The sequence below is a fragment of the Acidobacteriota bacterium genome (assembly GCA_016713675.1).
Classification (GTDB): Bacteria; Acidobacteriota; Blastocatellia; order Pyrinomonadales; family Pyrinomonadaceae; genus OLB17.
Genome location: JADJOS010000001.1, coordinates 2,441,591 through 2,460,552, shown reverse-complemented (window position 1 = coordinate 2,460,552; position 18,962 = coordinate 2,441,591). Strand labels below are relative to the sequence as shown.

The 18,962-nt window shown below is 52.5% G+C and carries 17 protein-coding genes and 1 pseudogene; 7 read left to right on the top strand and 11 right to left on the bottom strand.

The genetic code is table 11. From position 1 onward, the window contains the following. Positions 1-3 precede the first annotated feature (3 nt). Positions 4-1,101, bottom strand: coding sequence for a hypothetical protein (locus IPK01_11240; GenBank protein ID MBK7934050.1), 1,098 nt, complete (start codon positions 1,099-1,101; stop codon positions 4-6). Beyond that, entirely contained in the window at positions 1,098-1,325 is a 228-nt protein-coding gene (locus IPK01_11235) for a hypothetical protein (GenBank protein MBK7934049.1), read from the bottom strand. The genes IPK01_11240 and IPK01_11235 overlap by 4 nt, the downstream gene beginning before the upstream one ends. A 166-nt stretch (positions 1,326-1,491) precedes the next feature. Between IPK01_11235 and IPK01_11230 the strand changes: the two genes are divergently transcribed. The 4 genes from IPK01_11230 (at position 1,492) to IPK01_11215 (ending at position 7,046) form a co-directional block, all read left to right on the top strand. After that, positions 1,492-3,666: a winged helix-turn-helix domain-containing protein gene (locus IPK01_11230; protein ID MBK7934048.1), complete on the top strand. Its 2,175-nt coding sequence runs from the start codon at positions 1,492-1,494 to the stop codon at positions 3,664-3,666. A gap of 166 nt (positions 3,667-3,832) precedes the next feature. Next, positions 3,833-4,993, top strand: coding sequence for a radical SAM protein (locus IPK01_11225; GenBank protein ID MBK7934047.1), 1,161 nt, complete (start codon positions 3,833-3,835; stop codon positions 4,991-4,993). 17 nt (positions 4,994-5,010) lie between these two features. Beyond that, the gene (locus tag IPK01_11220) at positions 5,011-6,189 is read left to right on the top strand and encodes a hypothetical protein (protein ID MBK7934046.1); all 1,179 of its coding nucleotides are present in this window, start codon (positions 5,011-5,013) and stop codon (positions 6,187-6,189) included. A 107-nt stretch (positions 6,190-6,296) separates the two neighbouring features. After that, a complete protein-coding gene (locus IPK01_11215) occupies positions 6,297-7,046 on the top strand; it encodes an SDR family oxidoreductase (GenBank protein ID MBK7934045.1) in 750 nt (249 codons plus the stop codon). A 12-nt stretch (positions 7,047-7,058) separates the two neighbouring features. Here IPK01_11215 and IPK01_11210 read toward each other — a convergent pair. From IPK01_11210 to idi, 3 genes and pseudogenes are all read right to left on the bottom strand, one after another. Then, positions 7,059-8,298: pseudogene (locus IPK01_11210) on the bottom strand (competence/damage-inducible protein A). Positions 8,299-8,386: 88 nt separating this feature from the next. Continuing rightward, a complete protein-coding gene (locus tag IPK01_11205) occupies positions 8,387-9,457 on the bottom strand; it encodes an isoaspartyl peptidase/L-asparaginase (GenBank protein ID MBK7934044.1) in 1,071 nt (356 codons plus the stop codon). 124 nt (positions 9,458-9,581) lie between these two features. After that, complete coding sequence (gene idi, locus IPK01_11200) at positions 9,582-10,892, bottom strand: isopentenyl-diphosphate Delta-isomerase (protein ID MBK7934043.1); 1,311 nt, start codon at positions 10,890-10,892, stop codon at positions 9,582-9,584. A 129-nt stretch (positions 10,893-11,021) separates the two neighbouring features. Here idi and IPK01_11195 point away from each other — a divergent pair, with 129 nt between their 5' ends. Further along, positions 11,022-11,900, top strand: coding sequence for a prenyltransferase (locus IPK01_11195; protein ID MBK7934042.1), 879 nt, complete (start codon positions 11,022-11,024; stop codon positions 11,898-11,900). A gap of 6 nt (positions 11,901-11,906) precedes the next feature. Here IPK01_11195 and crtI read toward each other — a convergent pair whose 3' ends face one another. From crtI to IPK01_11170, 5 genes are all read right to left on the bottom strand, one after another. After that, complete coding sequence (crtI, locus tag IPK01_11190) at positions 11,907-13,412, bottom strand: phytoene desaturase (GenBank protein ID MBK7934041.1); 1,506 nt, start codon at positions 13,410-13,412, stop codon at positions 11,907-11,909. A gap of 108 nt (positions 13,413-13,520) precedes the next feature. Next, a complete protein-coding gene (locus IPK01_11185) occupies positions 13,521-14,405 on the bottom strand; it encodes a phytoene/squalene synthase family protein (GenBank protein ID MBK7934040.1) in 885 nt (294 codons plus the stop codon). 87 nt (positions 14,406-14,492) lie between these two features. Then, a complete protein-coding gene (locus IPK01_11180; protein MBK7934039.1) occupies positions 14,493-15,443 on the bottom strand; it encodes a uracil-DNA glycosylase in 951 nt (316 codons plus the stop codon). A gap of 206 nt (positions 15,444-15,649) precedes the next feature. After that, positions 15,650-16,897, bottom strand: coding sequence for a bifunctional phosphopantothenoylcysteine decarboxylase/phosphopantothenate--cysteine ligase CoaBC (gene coaBC, locus IPK01_11175; protein ID MBK7934038.1), 1,248 nt, complete (start codon positions 16,895-16,897; stop codon positions 15,650-15,652). Positions 16,898-16,955: 58 nt separating this feature from the next. After that, entirely contained in the window at positions 16,956-17,408 is a 453-nt protein-coding gene (locus IPK01_11170; protein ID MBK7934037.1) for a DUF4375 domain-containing protein, read from the bottom strand. Between the two features lie 88 nt (positions 17,409-17,496). Between IPK01_11170 and IPK01_11165 the strand changes: the two genes are divergently transcribed. Next, positions 17,497-18,021 (top strand): NUDIX hydrolase, encoded by a 525-nt coding sequence (locus tag IPK01_11165; protein ID MBK7934036.1) that lies wholly within the window; start codon positions 17,497-17,499, stop codon positions 18,019-18,021. A 265-nt stretch (positions 18,022-18,286) separates the two neighbouring features. Here the strand turns inward: IPK01_11165 and IPK01_11160 are convergent, their stop codons facing one another. After that, positions 18,287-18,463 (bottom strand): hypothetical protein, encoded by a 177-nt coding sequence (locus IPK01_11160; protein MBK7934035.1) that lies wholly within the window; start codon positions 18,461-18,463, stop codon positions 18,287-18,289. 32 nt (positions 18,464-18,495) lie between these two features. On the opposite strand from IPK01_11160, the gene rplM reads away from it, so the two are divergent. Further along, a complete protein-coding gene (rplM, locus tag IPK01_11155) occupies positions 18,496-18,933 on the top strand; it encodes a 50S ribosomal protein L13 (protein ID MBK7934034.1) in 438 nt (145 codons plus the stop codon). Positions 18,934-18,962 lie beyond the last annotated feature (29 nt).

Genomic DNA, 18,962 nt, shown 5'->3' with positions numbered 1-18,962 from the left:
CGGTCATTGGACAGCGGTAAATCCGGCCAGCGGATTACCGTAAAAAGCATCGGTCTGCCAGGCGGCCGAGCTAAATTTACCGTCGGCCGGGCCAACGATCTTGATCGGGGTCAGCATTCTGATACCGCCGATCTTGTTGATCTTCACGATCCCGTTGTCGGCGATCGTTTTATCCGGACCGACCGTGAACTTCAACGAACGCGTCAGTTCGCCGTTTCGAAGTACCTTGATCTCATAGTCACCGGGATTTTTGTCGATAAAGAATGCATCGCGATAGGCATCAGGAATGGAGCCGCCGTTCGCCGTCCGGACGGTTGCGAAATAGAACGTCCGCAGCGTGTACCGGTACGGTCGTTCGTCGACGCCGTTGGTCAGAGTATCTTCGGTTGAGAGACTGCGATTTGAGGCTATCTGTTTGCCGTTGTAAAAGAGAAACGCCTCGATATTATCGTTATTTTCCGAGTTCTTGAACCAGATCTGGGCATTCATTATCGGACCATCCTCGTTGTCGACCGGATTCATCCAGAGCCATGCCATTGGCAGCCGCCAGTCTTCGTCGATATAGAATTCCTTTTTGCCGCGATACTCGGGGATCTTCTGGTCCGGAGCGTATGTCGATATCTTGTATTTACCCGAGAAGAGCACAGTATCCGCACCGGCGAGGGCATTCTTCAGCCGAATTTTGAAGCCGAAGGTCCCTGTTGTCGCGGTGATCGCCTTTTTCTCAAGTTGATCAAAATCCATATCTTCGGCATTTTTGACGTCTTCCCAGAAGTCGGCTTCGAGCGTCGGGGTCTGCATCCGCTGCGAAAACCAGAGTTTGCCGTCAGCCGTTTCAAAATCGACATAGATCTGACTGCCGGAAGCGACCGGGCCGTTGATCGCGAATCTGATCTTCGGTGCCCAACTCCAAGTGTCGTAGACCGGTTCGGCAGCCGTTGGCACTTTCCACCAGCGAAGGAACCGATGCGGTGTAACGACAACAGTTCGTTTCAGAATATTCGGGCCCTGGGCGTTTGCGGCAAGAAGCGGTCCCGAGGCCAAAACCAGAAATAAAACTGCGATGGAAGGTAAGTGTTTTGAATAGACGTTGTTTCTCATTTTGAAGTTTGTTCCTCTAATTCCAATGATCTCGGCGATAGGCATTCGACGACTTCGGCATCGATAAAGGCTGGTAACTCTCCTTGTTCGAGATCGCCAGGACCGCTAGTAAGTAGTTCGTGACAATGCGGACAACGCTGTTCGCGAATACCCTCGCCTTCCGTGAATTCGACCGACCGTTCGGTGTGGCGGATCGTGATCCGTTTTCGTCTGATGATCCTCATATGTGTTTTCGCCGGCGGCACTTCGGTCAGCACGACGATCTTCGCAGGGTAGCGATCGAGAAGTCGTTCCCAAACGGTGAAAAATCGTGTAACTTATGGTGAAATAGTTTGGTGAAAATACGTGAATTCCGACAGATCCGGCTAAGTGCTGTGTTTGTATAAGTATATGAAGGCGTCCGGTGTGAGATTTTATCGATTTGGCGAGTTTGAACTCGATGCTCGGCGGCGCGTTTTGACAAAGAACGGCGGTTTGGTCGACATTTCTGCCAAGAATTTTGATCTGCTATCGGCTCTGATCGAGAACGAAGGCAAACTTCTGACACACGACCAGTTGCTCGACATCGTCTGGGCCGGAACGTTCGTCGAACAATCAAGCTTAAAAAAGGGCATTTCCACGCTTCGCCACATTCTCGATGAATCGCCGGACGAAGGCCGCTTTATAAAGACAATTCCGAGGCAGGGATATAGCTTTGTCGCGGACGTAACGCGTGTCGAGAGCCCGGCGATCGCCGCTATCCGCCAGACTCAAACCGAGATCATCGTAGAAGAGACGGAGGAACTGATCGACGATGACGCAGAGACGGGCCGGAGACTGATAGGCCCGGTGTCGTCGGGGCGGCGATGGATAGTTCTTGCGGTCGGCCTCGGGATCTTGTTGATTGCCGTACTCGGCATTTCCAGGTTTTACACAGGCGGCACACGGGCACAGTTTTCAGTCGAGCGCGTTCGACAGGAGAAGCTGACCAACGACGGCAATTGCCCGGGGGCGATCTCGCAGGACGGCAACTATGTCGCATGCATGATGAGGTCCGGTACGACTGGCGTTGCTATCGAGATCAAACAGCTTGCGACCGGTTCGCGTCGTCGCCTGATCGAATACACAGACGCACATTTGTATGCACTCGCCTTTTCGCCGGACGGAAATTTTGTTTATTACGTTCTTGATGATACTGAAGAACCGGACCGGACCGGCCTTCATAAGATCTCGGTCTTCGGCGGCGATGACCGAAAGCTTTCAGACCGCGTCGGATCTGTGACGGTGGCACGTGACGGGCGCATTGCCTATACAAGGGCCGGCACGAACGTCGTCGAGGTCGTTGTTGGGGGTCCGAACGGCGAATCTCCGGCGGTTGTCGCCTCATTGCCATCGGAAATTCGGCTTTGGGATTTTAACTTTACGCCGGATGGCGGCTCACTGCTTTGTTCGATCCGCAAGCAAATCTCAGATCTGAAGAACATCTTTTATGTTTCCGAATTCACGATCACGGGCGGGGTTGAAAAACAAATTGTCCCCGACCGCGAAACACTTATTGTCTCTGCGGTTTGGCTGCCGGATAAATCGAGTTTGCTAATGGCGATCAGAGAGCCGAACGCCGACATTAAGCAAATTTGGCAATACACGCCGTCAACCGGCCAATATGTCCGAGTAACAAACGATAACAACTCCTATAAAAACATATCGATATTGCCTGACGGCAGATCGCTGGTGGCTCTAATGGAAAGCGCGAAGGCGTCGATCTGGATCTCAGACGACGAAGGCTTGAATTTTCATGAGTTGGAATCCGGGCCTCAGCATGTCGAACGGGTCTTTTGGCTGCCGGACGGGCGGATCGGTTATTCGACGACGGAAAACAGTTCCGAATTGGTAAGGGCCGTTTCGCTGGACGGCAGATCGAATACACGTTTGACCGAAGGCACCGACGGTCTCTGGATCCAGCCAAGCATGTCAGGTGATGGCAAGGCAGTTGTTTTCAATTCTACGCGATCCGGCCTGATCCAACTGTGGCGGGTTGGCATAGATGGAAAAGGATTAACTCAACTCACGAGTGCCCCGACGCCGATTTTCAATGGCGTTCAACTCTCGGATGGAACCGTGATCTATAAGACCCAGACCCCGGAATCTGGCTGGATATTATCGAAACGCGGCCCTGACGGTAATTCGACCAGGTTCAATGCGGATTCCCCCGATCTATGGGCCGTTTCGCCGGACGAGACGCAGATCGCTTTTTACGTTAACGATGCTGACATGAAAAAGCGGCGCATTTCGATTTATTCGATGACGACAGGTGCACTTATTCTGACCTTATTCCCGGAACTAATCGCAGTTCGAAGGATCTCATGGACACGTGACGGAAAAGCGATTTCATTCGACACCGTTGAAAATGGCTCCGGCGAGATAGCCATCCAACCGATAGACGGCACAAAGGTAAAGAAACTCACGAGTTTCCGCTCGGAGTCGCTCTTTTATCACGATTGGTCATTTGACGGTAAAAAGATCGCAGTAGTTAGGGGCAAGGTCTTTTCCGATACCGTGATGATAAAAACGGCCGCCACCAATTAACGAACATTACTAAGAATAAAGCGTATATCGTCTTAACGGGCTCTAAGCGATCACCGTTGTAACGGCAACGAACATTGCCGATTTCACGCGATTAGCGTAAATTAGAGAATGGTAGACTGCGTGCTGCAAAATCAAATTTTGCGGCACGCTGGCCGAGGAAAAAGTAATGGATTTTGCAACAAAAGAGATTTTTAAGAGATACGCAAGCATTTTGGTCGGACGTCCGATCTCGCCTGTGTTTCTCAATATTTTGGTCACGAGCGTCTGTGATATGCGCTGTACGCACTGTTTCTTTACGGAGGAACTCGACGACCGACCGCGTAAGAAATTGCAGATGAAGACCGACGAGATCGCCAAGATCTCAGAAACGCTTGGCGGAAACCTCGGCGTCCTTGTACTTGCCGGCGGCGAGCCTTTCACGCGTAAGGATCTGCCTCAGATCGTGCGTGCTTTCTACGAAAACAACAAACTCGATTCGGTCTATCTGATGTCGAACGGTCAGATCCATCCGCGTATCTTCCCTGACGTCGCTCAGATCATGGACGAATGTCCCAATCTGAACGTCAGCGTCGCCCTCGGCATCGACGGGATGAAAGACGCCCACGAAAAGATCCGCCGCAAAGAAGGCAGCTGGGACAAGGCCATTCACACTGCCCGCACTTTGCAGCAGATGAAGAAAGAGCAGTATCCCAAGCTCGACATTCAGACCTGCACCTGCGTGATGCATTCGAATGAGGACACCATCTTCGACTGGTACGATTTTCTGAAATACGACCTCAAACCGGACAAGGTGAATATCAACTATATTCGCCCGCCGTCAGCCGATCCGATCGAGCTGCAGTTTGACCACAATCGTTATATGCAGCTCTCGAACATGATCCTTGAGGACACTAAGAGTGCTGCTCTTAAAAACAATTACGGAGGCGAGTCCGGCTTTTTCAAGGCAGCAGTCGATATTTATATGCACGACCTCATCGCCAAAACGAAAGAGGAGAACAAGGCACAGCTCAAATGCTACGCCGGCAGTGCAGGTGCCGTGATCTACGACAACGGAGCCCTCTCGTCGTGTGAGAACAAGGCCGATGTGCTCAATTTGCGTGATTACGATTGGGATTTCCAGGCTGCCTGGAACACCGACATGATGGACGCCCGGCGTAAAGAGGCCGGTGCGGGCTGCTTCTGCACGCACGAATCGAACTGCTTCTATCCGTCGCTTCCGTTCAACGCCGGACATTTGGTCAAGATCAAGAAACTCGAAGGCCAGATGAAAAAAGCTTCGAAAGATGCAGGATTTTTGGCAGCGAAGGAAGTTGCGTTGAAAGCATAGGTCCTCAGCGGAATTAGATGTCGCAAACCACTCCAAAAATTCTCATAATCTCATCCGACACCGGCGGCGGGCATCGCAGCGCTGCGGCGGCTATCGCGGACGGGCTGAATAAATTTTGGAAGGGCTCATCGCCGGTGGTTCGCGTGATCAAGGCCGTCGAGGAATCGCACCACATCACCGAAAAACTCGTAAAGGTTTACAATTGGGTGCTCAAGAACAAGCAGCATTGGATGAAATATCTCTACTGGGCGATGAATAAGATCAGGCCGGAGACCCGAGAGTTTTTTCACAAACGCTGCGTCGGATACGTCCGCGATCAATTTGAAAAATGGTGCCCGCACGTGGTTGTCAGCGTACATCCGCTGACGCAGCATATCTTCGGACGCATATTGCGCGAATTGAGTCTGAGTGAGCAAGTGCCGCTCGTAACGGTCGTTACAGATCCGTGTTATGGATTTTGGAAAGGCTGGGCGTGCGATGACGTTTCACTCTATCTCGTCGCCAATGAAGACGCCCGCGACCAATTGCTCGATTACGGCGTTTCGCCCGAAAAGATAAAGATCTCGGGCATGCCGGTCAATCCTAAATTTCACGAGGTCGATGAGAAAGACGCTCAGGAAGCCCGCCGCATTTACGGCCTCGATCCTGACAAATTCACCGTATTCGTGAACGCCGGTTGGGTCGGCGGCGGCAATATTCCGCAGATATTCAAAGAGCTCGTTCGCGGCGAACTCGACGTCCAGGCCATTTTCCTGGCCGGCAAGAACGAAGAGCTTCGGCTCGAGGCCGAAGAGATCGCTCGAACGGCAAAATTTCCTGTCAAGGTCATCGGTTATTCAAATGAGATCGAAAAGCTGATGCAGTCCGCGAATGTCATGGTCTCAAAACTAGGCGGGTTGACGACCTTCGAGGCTCTTGCGTGCCGATTGCCGATAATCGCCGATGCTACGACCGAACCGATGCCGCAAGAGGCCGGCACTGTCCAACTCCTGCAGCGGCGAGGCGCCGGAATACTGCTTCATCGTTCTACCGACATTGTGCCGACGATCCAAAACCTCCTTTCGAACAACGGCGACTATTCTCGGATGAAGGCCGCAACGGCCGGAATGACGATACCCAATTCGACCGATTCTATTATCCGCGAGATCAATGCTCTGCTGCCGCATCCGTTTACCACGGCCCGTGCCGCCGCTTAAAGCATATCGATCATCACAATTTTGCTCACTAACGCTTGTCGATATCGGCTGATTTTATTAACCTTATCTACTTAGGTTTGCGATAGTTACTTACGGGAGAACACTGCTTGAGTCTTTTACTTGAAGGAAAACGTGCGTTTGTGTCGGGTGGAACCCGCGGCATCGGCGCCGCCATTTGCGAGGTTTTTGCCCGCGAAGGTGCGGACGTTGCATTCAATTATCATTCGAGCGACGCACTCGCTGACGAAGTACGCGCCAAGATCGAGGCACACGGCCGCAGGGCTTTGAGTTTCAAAGTGTCGGTCACCGACCGCTACGGTATGAAACACGTTGCCCGTGAGATAAAAGAGGCGTGGGGTTCGATCAACATCCTTGTAAATAACGCCGCTGTAAACAAACCTGACAATTTCGCCACGACGACGGATAAGAGTTGGGATTGGGTTGTCGATACCAATGTCAACAGCCTTTTTGCGGTCACTAAGCCTTTCTACAAACAAATGATCCGCGAACGAGCCGGGTCGATACTCAACATCACATCGGTCGGAGCGATCCGCTCATTGCCGACATCTGTTCATTACGCGACCTCAAAGGCCGCAATGATCGGCTTCACAAAGTGTCTCGCCCGCGAAGCCTCTAATTTTGGTATCTCCGTCAACGCCATCGCCGCAGGCATCTTCGACACCGACCTCGGTCAAACCTTACCGGAACGCCTGCTCCAAATGCACGATTTCTGGGTCGCCAAGGGCCGCCTCGGCCGACCCGAAGAACTTGCCGAATACGCCGCCTTTATGACCAGCGACCGCAACAGCTTCATGAGCGGCGAAGTCGTGATCGTCGACGGCGGAGCCATCACGTAACCCAATTTGAGTCTATTTAACAATTAGTTGCCGCCGTAGATAATCGAGTGCGGCCTGGCTTGATCGCCACCGGATGAGATACCTATCTCCAGGCAGGACGAGATGGACCGATTTAGTAATATTTCGGCCGGAATACCCAATATAGACCGTTCCGACGGGTTTATCGTCGCTCCCGCCATCGGGGCCGGCGATGCCGGTGATCGAGATCGCGTGGTCGGTTCCCGCGTATTCTCGCATTCCGGCGGCCATGGCTTCCGCACATTCGGCACTAACGGCTCCGTGCTGTTCGATGATCTCGGCGGGAACATTGAGCGTTCGCATTTTAGCCGCGTTCGAATAGGTCACCGCACCTTCCATAAAATAAGCGGACGAACCTGGAACGGACGTAACGCTGGCCGATCAAACCGCCGGTACAGCTTTCGGCGATGGAGACGGTCTCGCCGCGAGCGGTCAGCAGCGCCCCAACGATCTCTTCCATCGTCTCGCCGTTTGTCGAAAAGACCGCCTTGCCGAGTGCCGAGATGAGTTTATCAGCGACTTCGTCTGCGGTCCTTTGAGCATCCTCTGTCGAATCAGCCCGAGCGGCGACATGCAGTTCGACCTCGCTCTTATTGAACAGGATAGAAGTTTGAACCGACGGATACGATGTATAGATCGGAGCAGCGATCTCATCAACTGCCGATTCGCCGAGTCCCGAAACTCGAAGCAAACGCCGTCGAACATGCGTTTCACCGGCGATCGCTTTCAATCGCGGCAAAACGTGTTCATTGAACATCGGCTGATTCTCCCGGGGCGGGCCCGGTAAAATTACCAACAATTTACCGTCTATCTCAGCCAACATCCCAACGGCCGAGCCGTGCGGATTCGGCAGGATGTCGGCACCGTCGATCACATACGCCTGACGTTTGTTGATATCAGGCATCTCGCGGCCCCAGGCTTTGAAACGCTGCCGAAGGTGCTCCTCGATATCGTCGTGATATTTCAATTCACGACCGATCGCCGCCGCCGTGCAGACGCGGGTGATATCATCCTCCGTCGGCCCGAGCCCGCCGGTTGTGATCACGATATCAGAACGCCGCATCGCGTCCTTTACCGTTTCCTCCAGCCGTGCGCCGTCATCCCCAACGATCGTCTTTAGCATCACCTCAATGCCAATATCGTTGAGCTTCTCCGTCAGCCAAAGGCTGTTCGTGTCTGTCTTGGTCGGCGTCAAAAGCTCCGAACCAATTGCGATGATCTCTGCACTAAGCATAGGATTCTAACCGCGAAATACGCGAAAATAGCTAAAAATAGAAATCTTGATATTTCGTCCTTTCCGCATGTTTCGCGGTTGAAAATTGCTACTTGTATATCTCTACAACGGGCTTTCCGTTCACGTCGATGTATGCCCGGTACATGCCTTCGGAGTTGAACGAGATCGCCATGTTGCCAAATTTGTCCATCGCGATAACGCCTCCGTCACCGCCCAATGTCCCAACTTTTTTGATGACCGCATCAGCAGCGTTCTGAACCGGCAAACCGCGATATTCCATCATTGACGAGATATCTCGGGCGACGCCCAAGCGTATAAAATACTCGCCCCAGCCGGTCGCCGAAACGCCGCATGTATCATTGTTCGCATACGTTCCGGCTCCGATGATCGGCGCGTCCCCGACGCGTCCGTAACGTTTATTCGTCATTCCGCCGGTCGAAGTTCCTGCCGCGAGATTGCCGTCCTTATCGAGTGCGACCGCTCCGACGGTGCCGAATCGATTTTGCGGCTCCTGCGAAGCAGGCATTTCCGAGACGGTTCCCGGTTTCTTGACCGATTCCTTTTGTTTTTCCTGCTTCAACACCCGTTGCAGCCCGTCCCAACGGTCTTGCGTAAAGAAATATTTCTCATCTACGATCTCGATCTTCTGCTCTTTCGCGAACAGCTCGGCACCGTCGCCGGTCATCATTACGTGCGGCGACTTTTCCATGATCGCTCGAGCCAGCGTGATCGGGTTTTTGACATGCCGCAAACCTGCCGCCGAACCGGCGGCGAGCGATTTTCCGTTCATTATCGAAGAATCAAGCTCATTCTTGCCATCGTGCGTAAACACAGCACCTTTTCCGGCATTGAACAGCGGCGAATCTTCCATCATTCTGATCGCTAGTTCTACCGCATCGAGGCTCGATTTGCCGGATTGCAGTGCTTTGTAACCAGCCAGCACGACCTCGGCCAGCTTATCTCGATACGCTTTTTCCCTTTCCGGCGTCAACGAACCTTTAGTTATCACGCCCGCTCCGCCGTGAATGATGAACCCGAGCCTCGGCGACTGCGGCGATTGCAGCTGCTTGACCTCGCCAAAACTTCCTTTCTGCGAAAGAACGCCGAGCGGAAAAATGGTAAATGCGAACAACAAGATAACCGAGATAATTTTCTTCATCGATTGATACGCTCCGACATAATTCGTTGACCCAAAACAGATTATCATAAGGCCTTGTTTCCCTTCGCGGACTTTGCTTACTTTGCGGCTTTGCCGGAAAGTTCCCGGGTCGTTAAGACATCTACTAATGCCGCAACGAGATCTCGCCAAAGAACGCCTTGAATTCCTCGTTAGCCGTTAGCAGTTCAACCTCCTCGACCGCCCACGGCGAAATGTCCGTGTCCGGCGATGCCGCGTCTGCCCGAAACTCACTCCAATCTACCCATTTCAACGCCCCGACCTCGTCGGGATTCGGTCGCGGGAGTTTATCGGTGACGCCGACAAAGACCGGGCAGATCTCATTTTCGACAATGCCGTCTTTTTCGGCGCGATATCGAAAATCAGGCAGCATCAATTTCAGATCGACTCCGCTGATGCCGAGTTCGAATTTCAAACGCCGTTTCGCCGCATCAACGGTCCTTTCATGCAGCATGACGTGTCCGCAACACGAATTTGACCATACGCCCGGCCACGTTCTCTTGGTTAGGGCTCGTTGCTGAAGAAGCAGTTCTCCTTTGGAATTGAATAGGAATATCGAGAACGCGAGGTGCAGTCTTGTTTCGGCATGATGGACAAGCGGCTTCGCTTCAGTTGCCAGCGGCGTGCCCGCATCATCGACATACACGAGCATTTCGTCGAAGCGATAATGGTATTTGAACCAATATATTGCCAGCCAAATGACAATTGCCAGACCAATAACGGCCGGCCATACCATGCCGCCGAACGCTGCGATAGCGGTCCAAAAGAACACGATAAGAAAAGCACTCGACGCCAATTGCACCGGAACTCGGAGCAATGGTTTCGCACGCCGCAGGAAGAGCTCTATCACGATAGCGGCCAGCGAACCGGTGATCAGCCAGCCGACAAAATTAGATATCGGCACGCCGTAGAATCCGATATTTGCCGCATATTTCCAAAATCCTAGCCTGACAGCTCCGGGATCGAGCACGAGGTCGAAGCACGTCGCCACGGCCGCCGTTGCAAGGACGCGAACGACGATGTTGCCAAACAGCGTTCGCGAGACCGCGTATGCACCGATGATCAAGGGGGTCCATGCCAAAAACACCGTCCACGGCGTCAAACCAAATAATTTTGCACCCAAAAGCCCGGAATAGCCGAAATGACCATAGGGAAAGCCGGTGAAGATGGCCAATGTCTCGATCAACAATGCGTAAACGCCAAGAATTGCCCATAAAAGCGAAGCGTCACGCCACCCAAGCCATCGCCGAGTCGCCCAAAATGCCGGTATTGCGAACAGGACGACATTGAGCCCTGACAGCCAATGCGACCACGGCGGCAGCGGGACATTGACCATGAAAAAGGCCGACACTGCCAAAAGCAACAGCGTTGCGGCGATCAATATCTCTTTTGTTCTCTTCGGCGTAATCATTCGCATCGTTCGAAGTGCGAGACAAGCCCGCCTTCAGTACTGTGAGATCCTTACAAGTTTGATCTCGCTCGAGCGGCGTATCCATCGACGGTCAAGAAGGCGGGCTTGCCGCCGCTCTTACGCTATAATCAGACTATGCCCGATCTCAGATTTTTACTAAAGGCCAGCCGTCCGCGATTTTGGATCTATATCTTCGGCCCGTATCTGATCGGGCTGATCGCGGCCGTCGCTGACAAACGAGAACTGATCGACTGGCGGATCCTCGTTTTCGGTCTATTTTTCACGTTTCCCGCTAACCTCCTGATTTACGGCATCAACGACATCTTTGACTACGAGACCGACAAATTAAATCCAAAGAAAGCAGGCTACGAGGCACTCGTCACTCCCGAACGCCGCGGCGGGCTGATCGCGGCGATCGTCATAACGACAGCTCCTTTCCTTTTGATCGCCGCAACTCTCGGTCTACAGCCGATCATTGCCTTCGGAGCGTTTCTCTTCTATTCAATATTCTACTCGGCTCCGCCGATACGTGCGAAGGCTTGGCCGTTCCTCGATTCATTATTTAACGTTCTTTATATCATGCCCGGAGTTTTTGCGTTTGCGATGCTGACCGGCGATCAACCGCCTAATGCCGTATTCTTCGCCGGCGGCCTTTGGACGGCCGCAATGCATGCATATTCTGCAATTCCCGACATCGATGCCGACCGCGAAGCTAAATTGTCGACCATCGCGACCGTTCTCGGCTCGACAGGTACGCATCTGTTCTGCCTCGCCGCCTACATCGGCTCTGCGATCCTAACTTATCAATACCTCGGCAAAAGCGTGATCTGGATCGGCCTCTTGTATGTCGGAATTATGCTGGTTTCAATGATAAGCAAAGACAAAGATTCCGTATTTGGCATCTACCGCCGCTTTCCTTTGGTCAATGCGGGTGTTGGCTTCGCGATCTTTTGGTATTTAGCGATTTCGAAATTCTACTTGTGCTTTTTCATGCCCTGCCATCCCGGCCCATAGTGTAGATCACAAACTCTCCATCGGCCCGGCCGATCTTATGCCGTGAACACGCTTGAACGCCAGTTCCGCCGAGATCAGACAGATCTGAGTTCCAATGCCCGGATTAACTCCGGCACCGACGTAATACAAGCCTTTCACTTTCTTCGAGTAGTTCTTCGGACGAAAGATCGCGGTCTGCATTAGATTGTGAGCTAAACCTAGCGCTGAGCCTTTGAATGCGTTATAGTCAGCAGAAAAATTTTCGACCGTGTAAATTCGCTCGTATTCGAGTTTTTCCCGCAGGTTTGGCAGGTTCATCTCCGTTTCCATCAGCGACAAGACGCGATCGGCATAAGCTTCTTTTTCAAGTTCGGTGATCGTTAGATCGGACGCGATCGGCACCAGCACGAACAGATTCTCTTTGCCCTCAGGAGCAACGCTCGGGTCGGTCACGCTCGGTGCACAAACGTAAAGCGACGGTTCCTGCGGCAGGTTAGGATGTTTGTATATATCGTCGAAATTCTTCCGCCAATCCTCGCTGAACAGCAAATTGTGATGCACCAGGCTCGGAAGTTTTTCACTGACACCGAGATACATAATGAATGCTGACGGCGCCATCACGCGTTTGTTCCAGTAGCGTTCCTTGTGCGTCTGCCACTTCGGAGCGAGCATTTTCATCTCGGTGAACGCCATATCAGCGTTCGAGATAACGATGTCTGCATCATGGACCTCGCCATTTTCGAGCCTCACGCCTTTCGCGACGCCATTCTCGACCAGGATCTCGGCGACCGGCGAATTCGCGTACAGCTTCGCACCGTTCTTTTCCGCCATATTCGCTAGTGCCTTGATCAGCCCATAGAAGCCGCCCTGCGGATAAAACACGCCCTGGTTAAAATCCATGTGCGACATCAGGTTGTACAATGCCGGTGCTTCGTACGGCGATGTGCCGAGAAAGACCATCGTGTATTCCATTACCTGCCGCAGCTTTTGCGATTTGAAGAACCGCGACACGAACGTGTGCATCTTCGAAAAGACGGACAGCTTTTGGCCTTCGGTCGCGACACGTTTATTCAGAAAATCGAATATCGTGTCGTAATTCTTATACATGAAATGCTGCGTCGCGACCTCATATTGATATTCGGACTGAGCAAGATACTGACGCAATTTCTCGCCCGCACCGGGCTCGATCGCCTCAAATGTCGCGGCGTCGATCTCAATGTCTGAATGTATATCGAGCCGGTCCGAATCTTTGCGAAAGAAGATCCGGTATGAAGGGCCGAGCCGTTTGAGATCGAGATGATCTTCGACGCGTTCACCCATGAGGTTGAAGAAATGTTCGAACAGATCAGGAGCGAGGTACCACGACGGGCCCATGTCGAATTTGAAACCGCCCGATTCAAAGATATTTGCGCGTCCACCGAGATTTTCGTTCTTCTCAAAGACCGTGACGTCATAGCCCTTTTTAGCAAAAAGGCCGGCCGTTCCCAGCCCGCCGATCCCTGCTCCGATGATAATTACTTTCTGTCTCGGCATAAATTTACAGGATGAACAGGATGATCAGGATGAAAAGAGGTTGATGCCAATCAACCCTTTATCCTGCCCATCCTGTGTATCCTGTTTGAATTCTTCTCTAGCTCCAAACTACTCGTAAACACCCGCCAGAGCCAGCAGCGATAACCTTACCTTCTGACGAAAACCCGTCCGCACACGCTCACGATAGACATTGTAATCCGCACGCTCGATCTCGCCTAAGATGGCCTTGTAAAGCACATACGAGATCTTGACCGCCAGACGGCCTCGCCAATGGAGCAGTTTAATGCCCGGAAAAGCCTCCCGATAGACCTGTTTGTTTCGCTCGATCTGGAACTTCATAAAATCGACGAACCGCTGGTCATACACTTTCCGCCGCAGATCGACCGGCTCGAGGCCAAAACGTGCGAGTTCGTCCTCGGGCATGTAAACGCGGCCGAGTTCGTCAAAATCTTCGCGGATGTCGCGGAGGAAATTTGTCAATTGGAACGCGTAACCCAATTTTATCGCATGCGGAAACGCATCCGGCGTCGAAAAACCGACGATCCGCGTCACCATCAGCCCGATCACGCCGGCCGAGCCGTACATATATTCTTCGAGTTCGGCGTAATTTGCGTAAGATTTTTTGTCCTCGTCCATGAACATCGACTTGAGAAACGCCTCGCCCGTTTCAACATCGATGCCGTATTTGTTGAACGAATACACGATCGCCGCCATCACCGGATCGTCCGATGTTCCCGTCCGCATTGCCTCAAGCCAGGTTTGCCGCCAGGCTTCGAGTTGCTGCACACGCTCGTGCCTCGTTGAATTGCCCGGGTCGTCAACGATCTCGTCCGGAATACGCGCGAAAGCGTAGATCGCATAGATCCCGTCACGTGTCTCCCTCGGAAAGAACTGCGTCGCAAAATAGAAACTCGTCCCGTAACGACGCGTTATCGCCCGGCACTCAACGAGTCCGCGGCGGATCATGTCTGAATTTTCGGAAATGTGTTTCATGCTCGAAAACGAAAGCCAAAGATACAATTTGCTGTTGTTATAGTATTTTTCGAGCAAAAACGCGAGTTGGATTCAGCGAACGGTAATTTATTTCGACGACGCGAGGTAGTCGCGAACCATCTTCATATCTTCCCAAACCTCACGCTTCTTGTGCGGGTCGCGGAGCAGATATGCCGGATGAAACGTCGGCATCACCTTAGTGCCAAGATAGTCGTGAAAATGCCCCCGAAGCTTGCCGATCGGCACCTTGGTCTCAAGCAAATTCTGTGCAGCGGTCGCGCCGAGAACAACGATCACCTTGGGCCGAACCACAGCGATCTCGCGTTTTAGAAAGGGTTTGCATGCAATGGTCTCGTCCGCTTCCGGAGCCCGATTGCCCGGCGGACGGCAGCGGTTGATGTTGCCGATAAATACATCTTTCCGCGGAATTTGCAGGCCCTTTTCGATAATATCCGTCAGCAATTGCCCCGCACGCCCAACGAACGGAAACCCTTGCTCATCCTCATCCGCCCCCGGAGCTTCGCCGACGAACATCAGATCCGCATTGAAATTGCCCGTGCTATTGACCACTTTAGAACGCCCAAGGGTCGCGAGCTTACACCGCGTACAATCCGGCCCGATCCCAGCCCTAATTTGTTCGATCGTTTCGGTCGGCTCGGGCAATACGGACGCGACCACCGCGGCTAATTTGGTTGGTTGTTCTGTCACAATTATCTCTGCAGCAGGCACAGTATTCGATCCGCTTACTGCTTCGGTCGCCGGTTCATTATTAATTACCTCTGCCGCCGACTCAGGTTTCTTCGCGACAACCGGCGGCGTCACGGTCTGCGGCTTCTTCGACAAACTCGCCAGCGATGGCAGCGAAGCCAGCCTGGATTGCCCCGGCACACTCGGTTCCGCGGGCTTGGTCGATTGAATATTCGGGATCTCGACCTTCGGAATTTCAGATCTTACGCCTGGCTGGTTTTGAACCGGCACTGGCGGTTTGATGACGCCGGAATCTGAGATCGACCCAACGTCGGAAAGCTCAACATCCATCGCCTCAACGCCCAGTTCGCGCAAATAAAGCACTTGCTCACGCACGTCTGCGATAAGGTTGTTCAATTCAGAATTCGGCATTTATTACTTATTCAGTTAATTTTTGAACGCGGATCGAACGGATCCGGCGGATGGGAGCAGATAAATCCCCAAATATTTCTTAATTTCTGATCCGTCTTTATCCGCCTGATCCGCTAAATCCGCGTTCAATTATTCCGCAATAACAAGACCTCATCCAATATCCGATCCGCCATATCGCGTTTGGACATTAGCGGCAATTCGGTCTCGCCGGAACGCGTGATGATCGTCGCGATATTCGTGTCGGTGTTAAAACCCGCACCTTTCGCGGTGATGTCATTGGCAACGACCATGTCGAGTCCCTTTTTTTCCATCTTCGAACGCGCATAGCCGATGACGTCGTTTGTCTCGGCCGCAAAGCCGACGACCAGCAGCCCGTCATGCCGTTTTTGCGAAACACCGGCGAGAATATCAGGCGTCTTTTTTAATTCCAGCGTCATCGTGTCGCGGCCTTCTTTCTTGATCTTAGCGTCCGCCGCATTTGCAGGGGCGTAATCCGCAACCGCCGCAGCACCTATAAAAACGGTCGAGCCTTCGAGCTCGCCCATCACCGCCGTGTGCATCTCTTCCGCCGAAACACCGCGTAAAACCTTAACGTTCGCAGGCGGTTCGACCGTCGTCATCCCGGCAACCACCGTCACCTCAGCCCCACGCGCCGCCGCCGCCTCAGCAACGGCAAAGCCCATCTTCCCCGACGAATGATTAGAAATAAACCGAACCGGATCGATCGCCTCGCGAGTCCCGCCGACGGTGATCAATATCCTCTCGTTTGTTAGGTCTTCGGTCTTCGGTCTTTGGTCTTCGGTTTTTGTCTCCCCTTCTCCTCTTCTCCCCTTCTCCCCTTCTAAAAGCAGAAGAGCCTGGCTTACTATATTCTTAACATCTTCGAGTTTCCCCGTCCCCACAGTCTTACACGCCAATTCCCCCGACGCAGGTTCCACAAAATGCACGCCGTCCTTTCGCAGCTGCTCGACATTTCGCTGGGTCGCCGGCTGGTTCCACATTGTGGTATTCATCGCCGGAGCGATCATTACCGGGGCGTTCGAGGCGAGATATGTCGAGGACAGAAAATCGTCTGCCACGCCGTTGGCAAATTTGCCGATGATATTGGCGGTCGCCGGAACGATCAGCAGCAGGTCGATCTCCTGCGAAAAATTGATATGCGCGATCGGATCGGGATTCGCCGGATCGTAATCGTCAACGATCACATGAGCGTCCGTCAAAGCCCTAAACGTCAGCGGCTGCACAAACTCCGTCGCATGCCGCGTCATCGCAACCGACACCTCGCACCCCGCCTTCTGAAGTGCGCGCAAAACCTCCACCGCCTTATAAGCCGCGATCCCGCCCGTCACACCTAACCCAACGCGATATTTCATACGAATAAGAGTTTCCCACGAAATGCACAAAATAACACGAAAGGAGAATCGAACTCGACTAACTTAGCTGAACGAAGTTATCGCTAAATTGAAGCAAATGTGCTTCGAGCAATGAATTGAGGGAAATTTTGCATTTGTGGAACTGCCTGTCAAACTCTTCCAGATCGCCTTCCAATGCAGTTGCAACGAACTCCTCGACGGTTTCTGGATGATTTCTGTAAATGCTCGTCCATTGTTTGCCCGCTTCAATTAGGATCTTCATCTGACATTCGGCACCGAACAGTTCAAGAGCCTGAATCGTTTCCGGAAGCCGTTCAGTTCCCCAATTTTCAAAGTATTGAAGATGGCCTCCGTTTTCAACCTCGCTCTCATACCAGAAAACCAAATGCGCCGGACGCTGCTCCGCCGTTAGGACATCAAAGTCTTCGATTGCCAGAAGATCGATAAAATTATTCCATAGTAAATTTGGATCTTCGGCTAGTTGTTGATTTGTTATTGAACGAAGTATCACGGACTCTCGACCATTTTATATGAGTACTCTTGAGTACTCTTTTACACTTTAGCTATATTCGTGCATTTCGTGGGAAAATTATATCCGAATGAAACCACAAACCCTATCATCCGAGACCATCTTCAAAGGCCGCATCTTCGATCTTCGCGTGGACACTATCCGCGAGGGTGATGTTGAGTACAAGCGAGAGATCGTGGTGCATCAGGGCAGTGCTGTGATCGTGCCGGTATTTGAGGACGGGACAGTTGCTCTTGTGCGGCAGTATCGGCATGCGACCGGCGGTTACCAACTCGAACTCCCGGCCGGCTGTATCGAGCCCGGCGAAACATTTGAGCAGGCCGCGACCCGGGAACTCGAAGAAGAGACCGGTTTCCGTGCCGGCAAGATCGAAAAGCTAGCCGAATTCTACGTCTCGCCCGGCTTCCTGACTGAGAAAATGTATGTTTTCCTCGCTACCGAGCTAACGGAGTCTGTCCAAACCCTCGACGACGACGAGATCGTCGAGATGGTCCGCTTCACTCTCGTCGACGCCATACAAATGGTTCACGACGGACGCATCGAGGATGCCAAGACCATCGCCGGCATACTTCTTACTGCCGCCCGCTCTTCCTAGCTTATTCGACTGTGTCGAAACCGGTAGCGGCCACGCTGCGATGACCAGGCCGACGAATTCGGAGAATTTGATAATGTCGAGGTCGGCGAAGAAAAGGGTCCGGCGGTCCAAGATGTAGATTGTCGCCAGGGCGGTTTTGAGTGGAACCAGGGCAGTTTTTGGGTGTCGCCAGAGCCTCCGGGAGTGTCGCCAAAGTGCATTTTTGTATGTTTTGAGCGGTCATTCGCAGTTAAGCCTCGTGTTTGCAATGGTTTATCCGGTCGCACTAGCACCAAATGCGGCTGCAAAGTGATTCGTTCCTGTTATCAACGCCGGTTAGCAGTAATATTTCACCGTCGCCGTGTTCGCCATCGTGTTGCTTACGGATCAGGCCGTATAGCGCGATATCTTGCCGTTTGGGCTTGACCTCGCCGACGCATTTCGATATTCTATGCGTTCGCATTTTTGCGGAGATTTGTATCAGTGTGTGTGAATATGAGTACTACTTATTTTCCTAGCGGAAAAGGTTTAGCAGAAAATCGTAAATGGCTCGTGGTTGATGCCAAGGGCAAGACTGTCGGCCGCCTCGCGACCGAGGTCGCCCGCATCCTTTCGGGCAAGAATAATCCGGCCTGGACGCCGTTCCTTGATATGGGCGATCACTGTGTGGTCATCAACGCCCGTCACGCCGTATTTACGGGTGCCAAGGACGATCAGAAGATCTATTATCGCCACACGCTCTATCCGGGCGGTCTGCGTGAAACGTCGGTCAAGGAGATGTTCGAGAAGAAGCCTGAAAAGGTCATCGAACTCGCCGTCCGCGGCATGCTACCGAAAACAAAGCTCGGCAAGGCAATGGCTAAGAAACTCAAGGTGTACGCCGACGCAGAACATAAACACATCGCCCAGAAACCGGAGGCGAGAGAACTTTAAATATAGAATTAAGAATATCGAATATTGAA

Excerpts from the sequence above, each read along its gene's own strand:
- IPK01_11240 (MBK7934050.1), bottom strand. The coding sequence starts at position 1,101 with ATGAGAAACAACGTCTATTCAAAACACTTACCTTCCATCGCAGTTTTA.
- IPK01_11235 (MBK7934049.1), bottom strand. The coding sequence starts at position 1,325 with ATGAGGATCATCAGACGAAAACGGATCACGATCCGCCACACCGAACGG.
- IPK01_11230 (MBK7934048.1), top strand. The coding sequence starts at position 1,492 with ATGAAGGCGTCCGGTGTGAGATTTTATCGATTTGGCGAGTTTGAACTC.
- IPK01_11225 (MBK7934047.1), top strand. The coding sequence starts at position 3,833 with ATGGATTTTGCAACAAAAGAGATTTTTAAGAGATACGCAAGCATTTTG.
- IPK01_11220 (MBK7934046.1), top strand. The coding sequence starts at position 5,011 with ATGTCGCAAACCACTCCAAAAATTCTCATAATCTCATCCGACACCGGC.
- IPK01_11205 (MBK7934044.1), bottom strand. The coding sequence starts at position 9,457 with ATGAAGAAAATTATCTCGGTTATCTTGTTGTTCGCATTTACCATTTTT.
- idi (MBK7934043.1), bottom strand. The coding sequence starts at position 10,892 with ATGCGAATGATTACGCCGAAGAGAACAAAAGAGATATTGATCGCCGCA.
- IPK01_11195 (MBK7934042.1), top strand. The coding sequence starts at position 11,022 with ATGCCCGATCTCAGATTTTTACTAAAGGCCAGCCGTCCGCGATTTTGG.
- crtI (MBK7934041.1), bottom strand. The coding sequence starts at position 13,412 with ATGCCGAGACAGAAAGTAATTATCATCGGAGCAGGGATCGGCGGGCTG.
- IPK01_11185 (MBK7934040.1), bottom strand. The coding sequence starts at position 14,405 with ATGAAACACATTTCCGAAAATTCAGACATGATCCGCCGCGGACTCGTT.
- IPK01_11180 (MBK7934039.1), bottom strand. The coding sequence starts at position 15,443 with ATGGATGTTGAGCTTTCCGACGTTGGGTCGATCTCAGATTCCGGCGTC.
- coaBC (MBK7934038.1), bottom strand. The coding sequence starts at position 16,897 with ATGAAATATCGCGTTGGGTTAGGTGTGACGGGCGGGATCGCGGCTTAT.
- IPK01_11165 (MBK7934036.1), top strand. The coding sequence starts at position 17,497 with ATGAAACCACAAACCCTATCATCCGAGACCATCTTCAAAGGCCGCATC.
- IPK01_11160 (MBK7934035.1), bottom strand. The coding sequence starts at position 18,463 with ATGCGAACGCATAGAATATCGAAATGCGTCGGCGAGGTCAAGCCCAAA.
- rplM (MBK7934034.1), top strand. The coding sequence starts at position 18,496 with ATGAGTACTACTTATTTTCCTAGCGGAAAAGGTTTAGCAGAAAATCGT.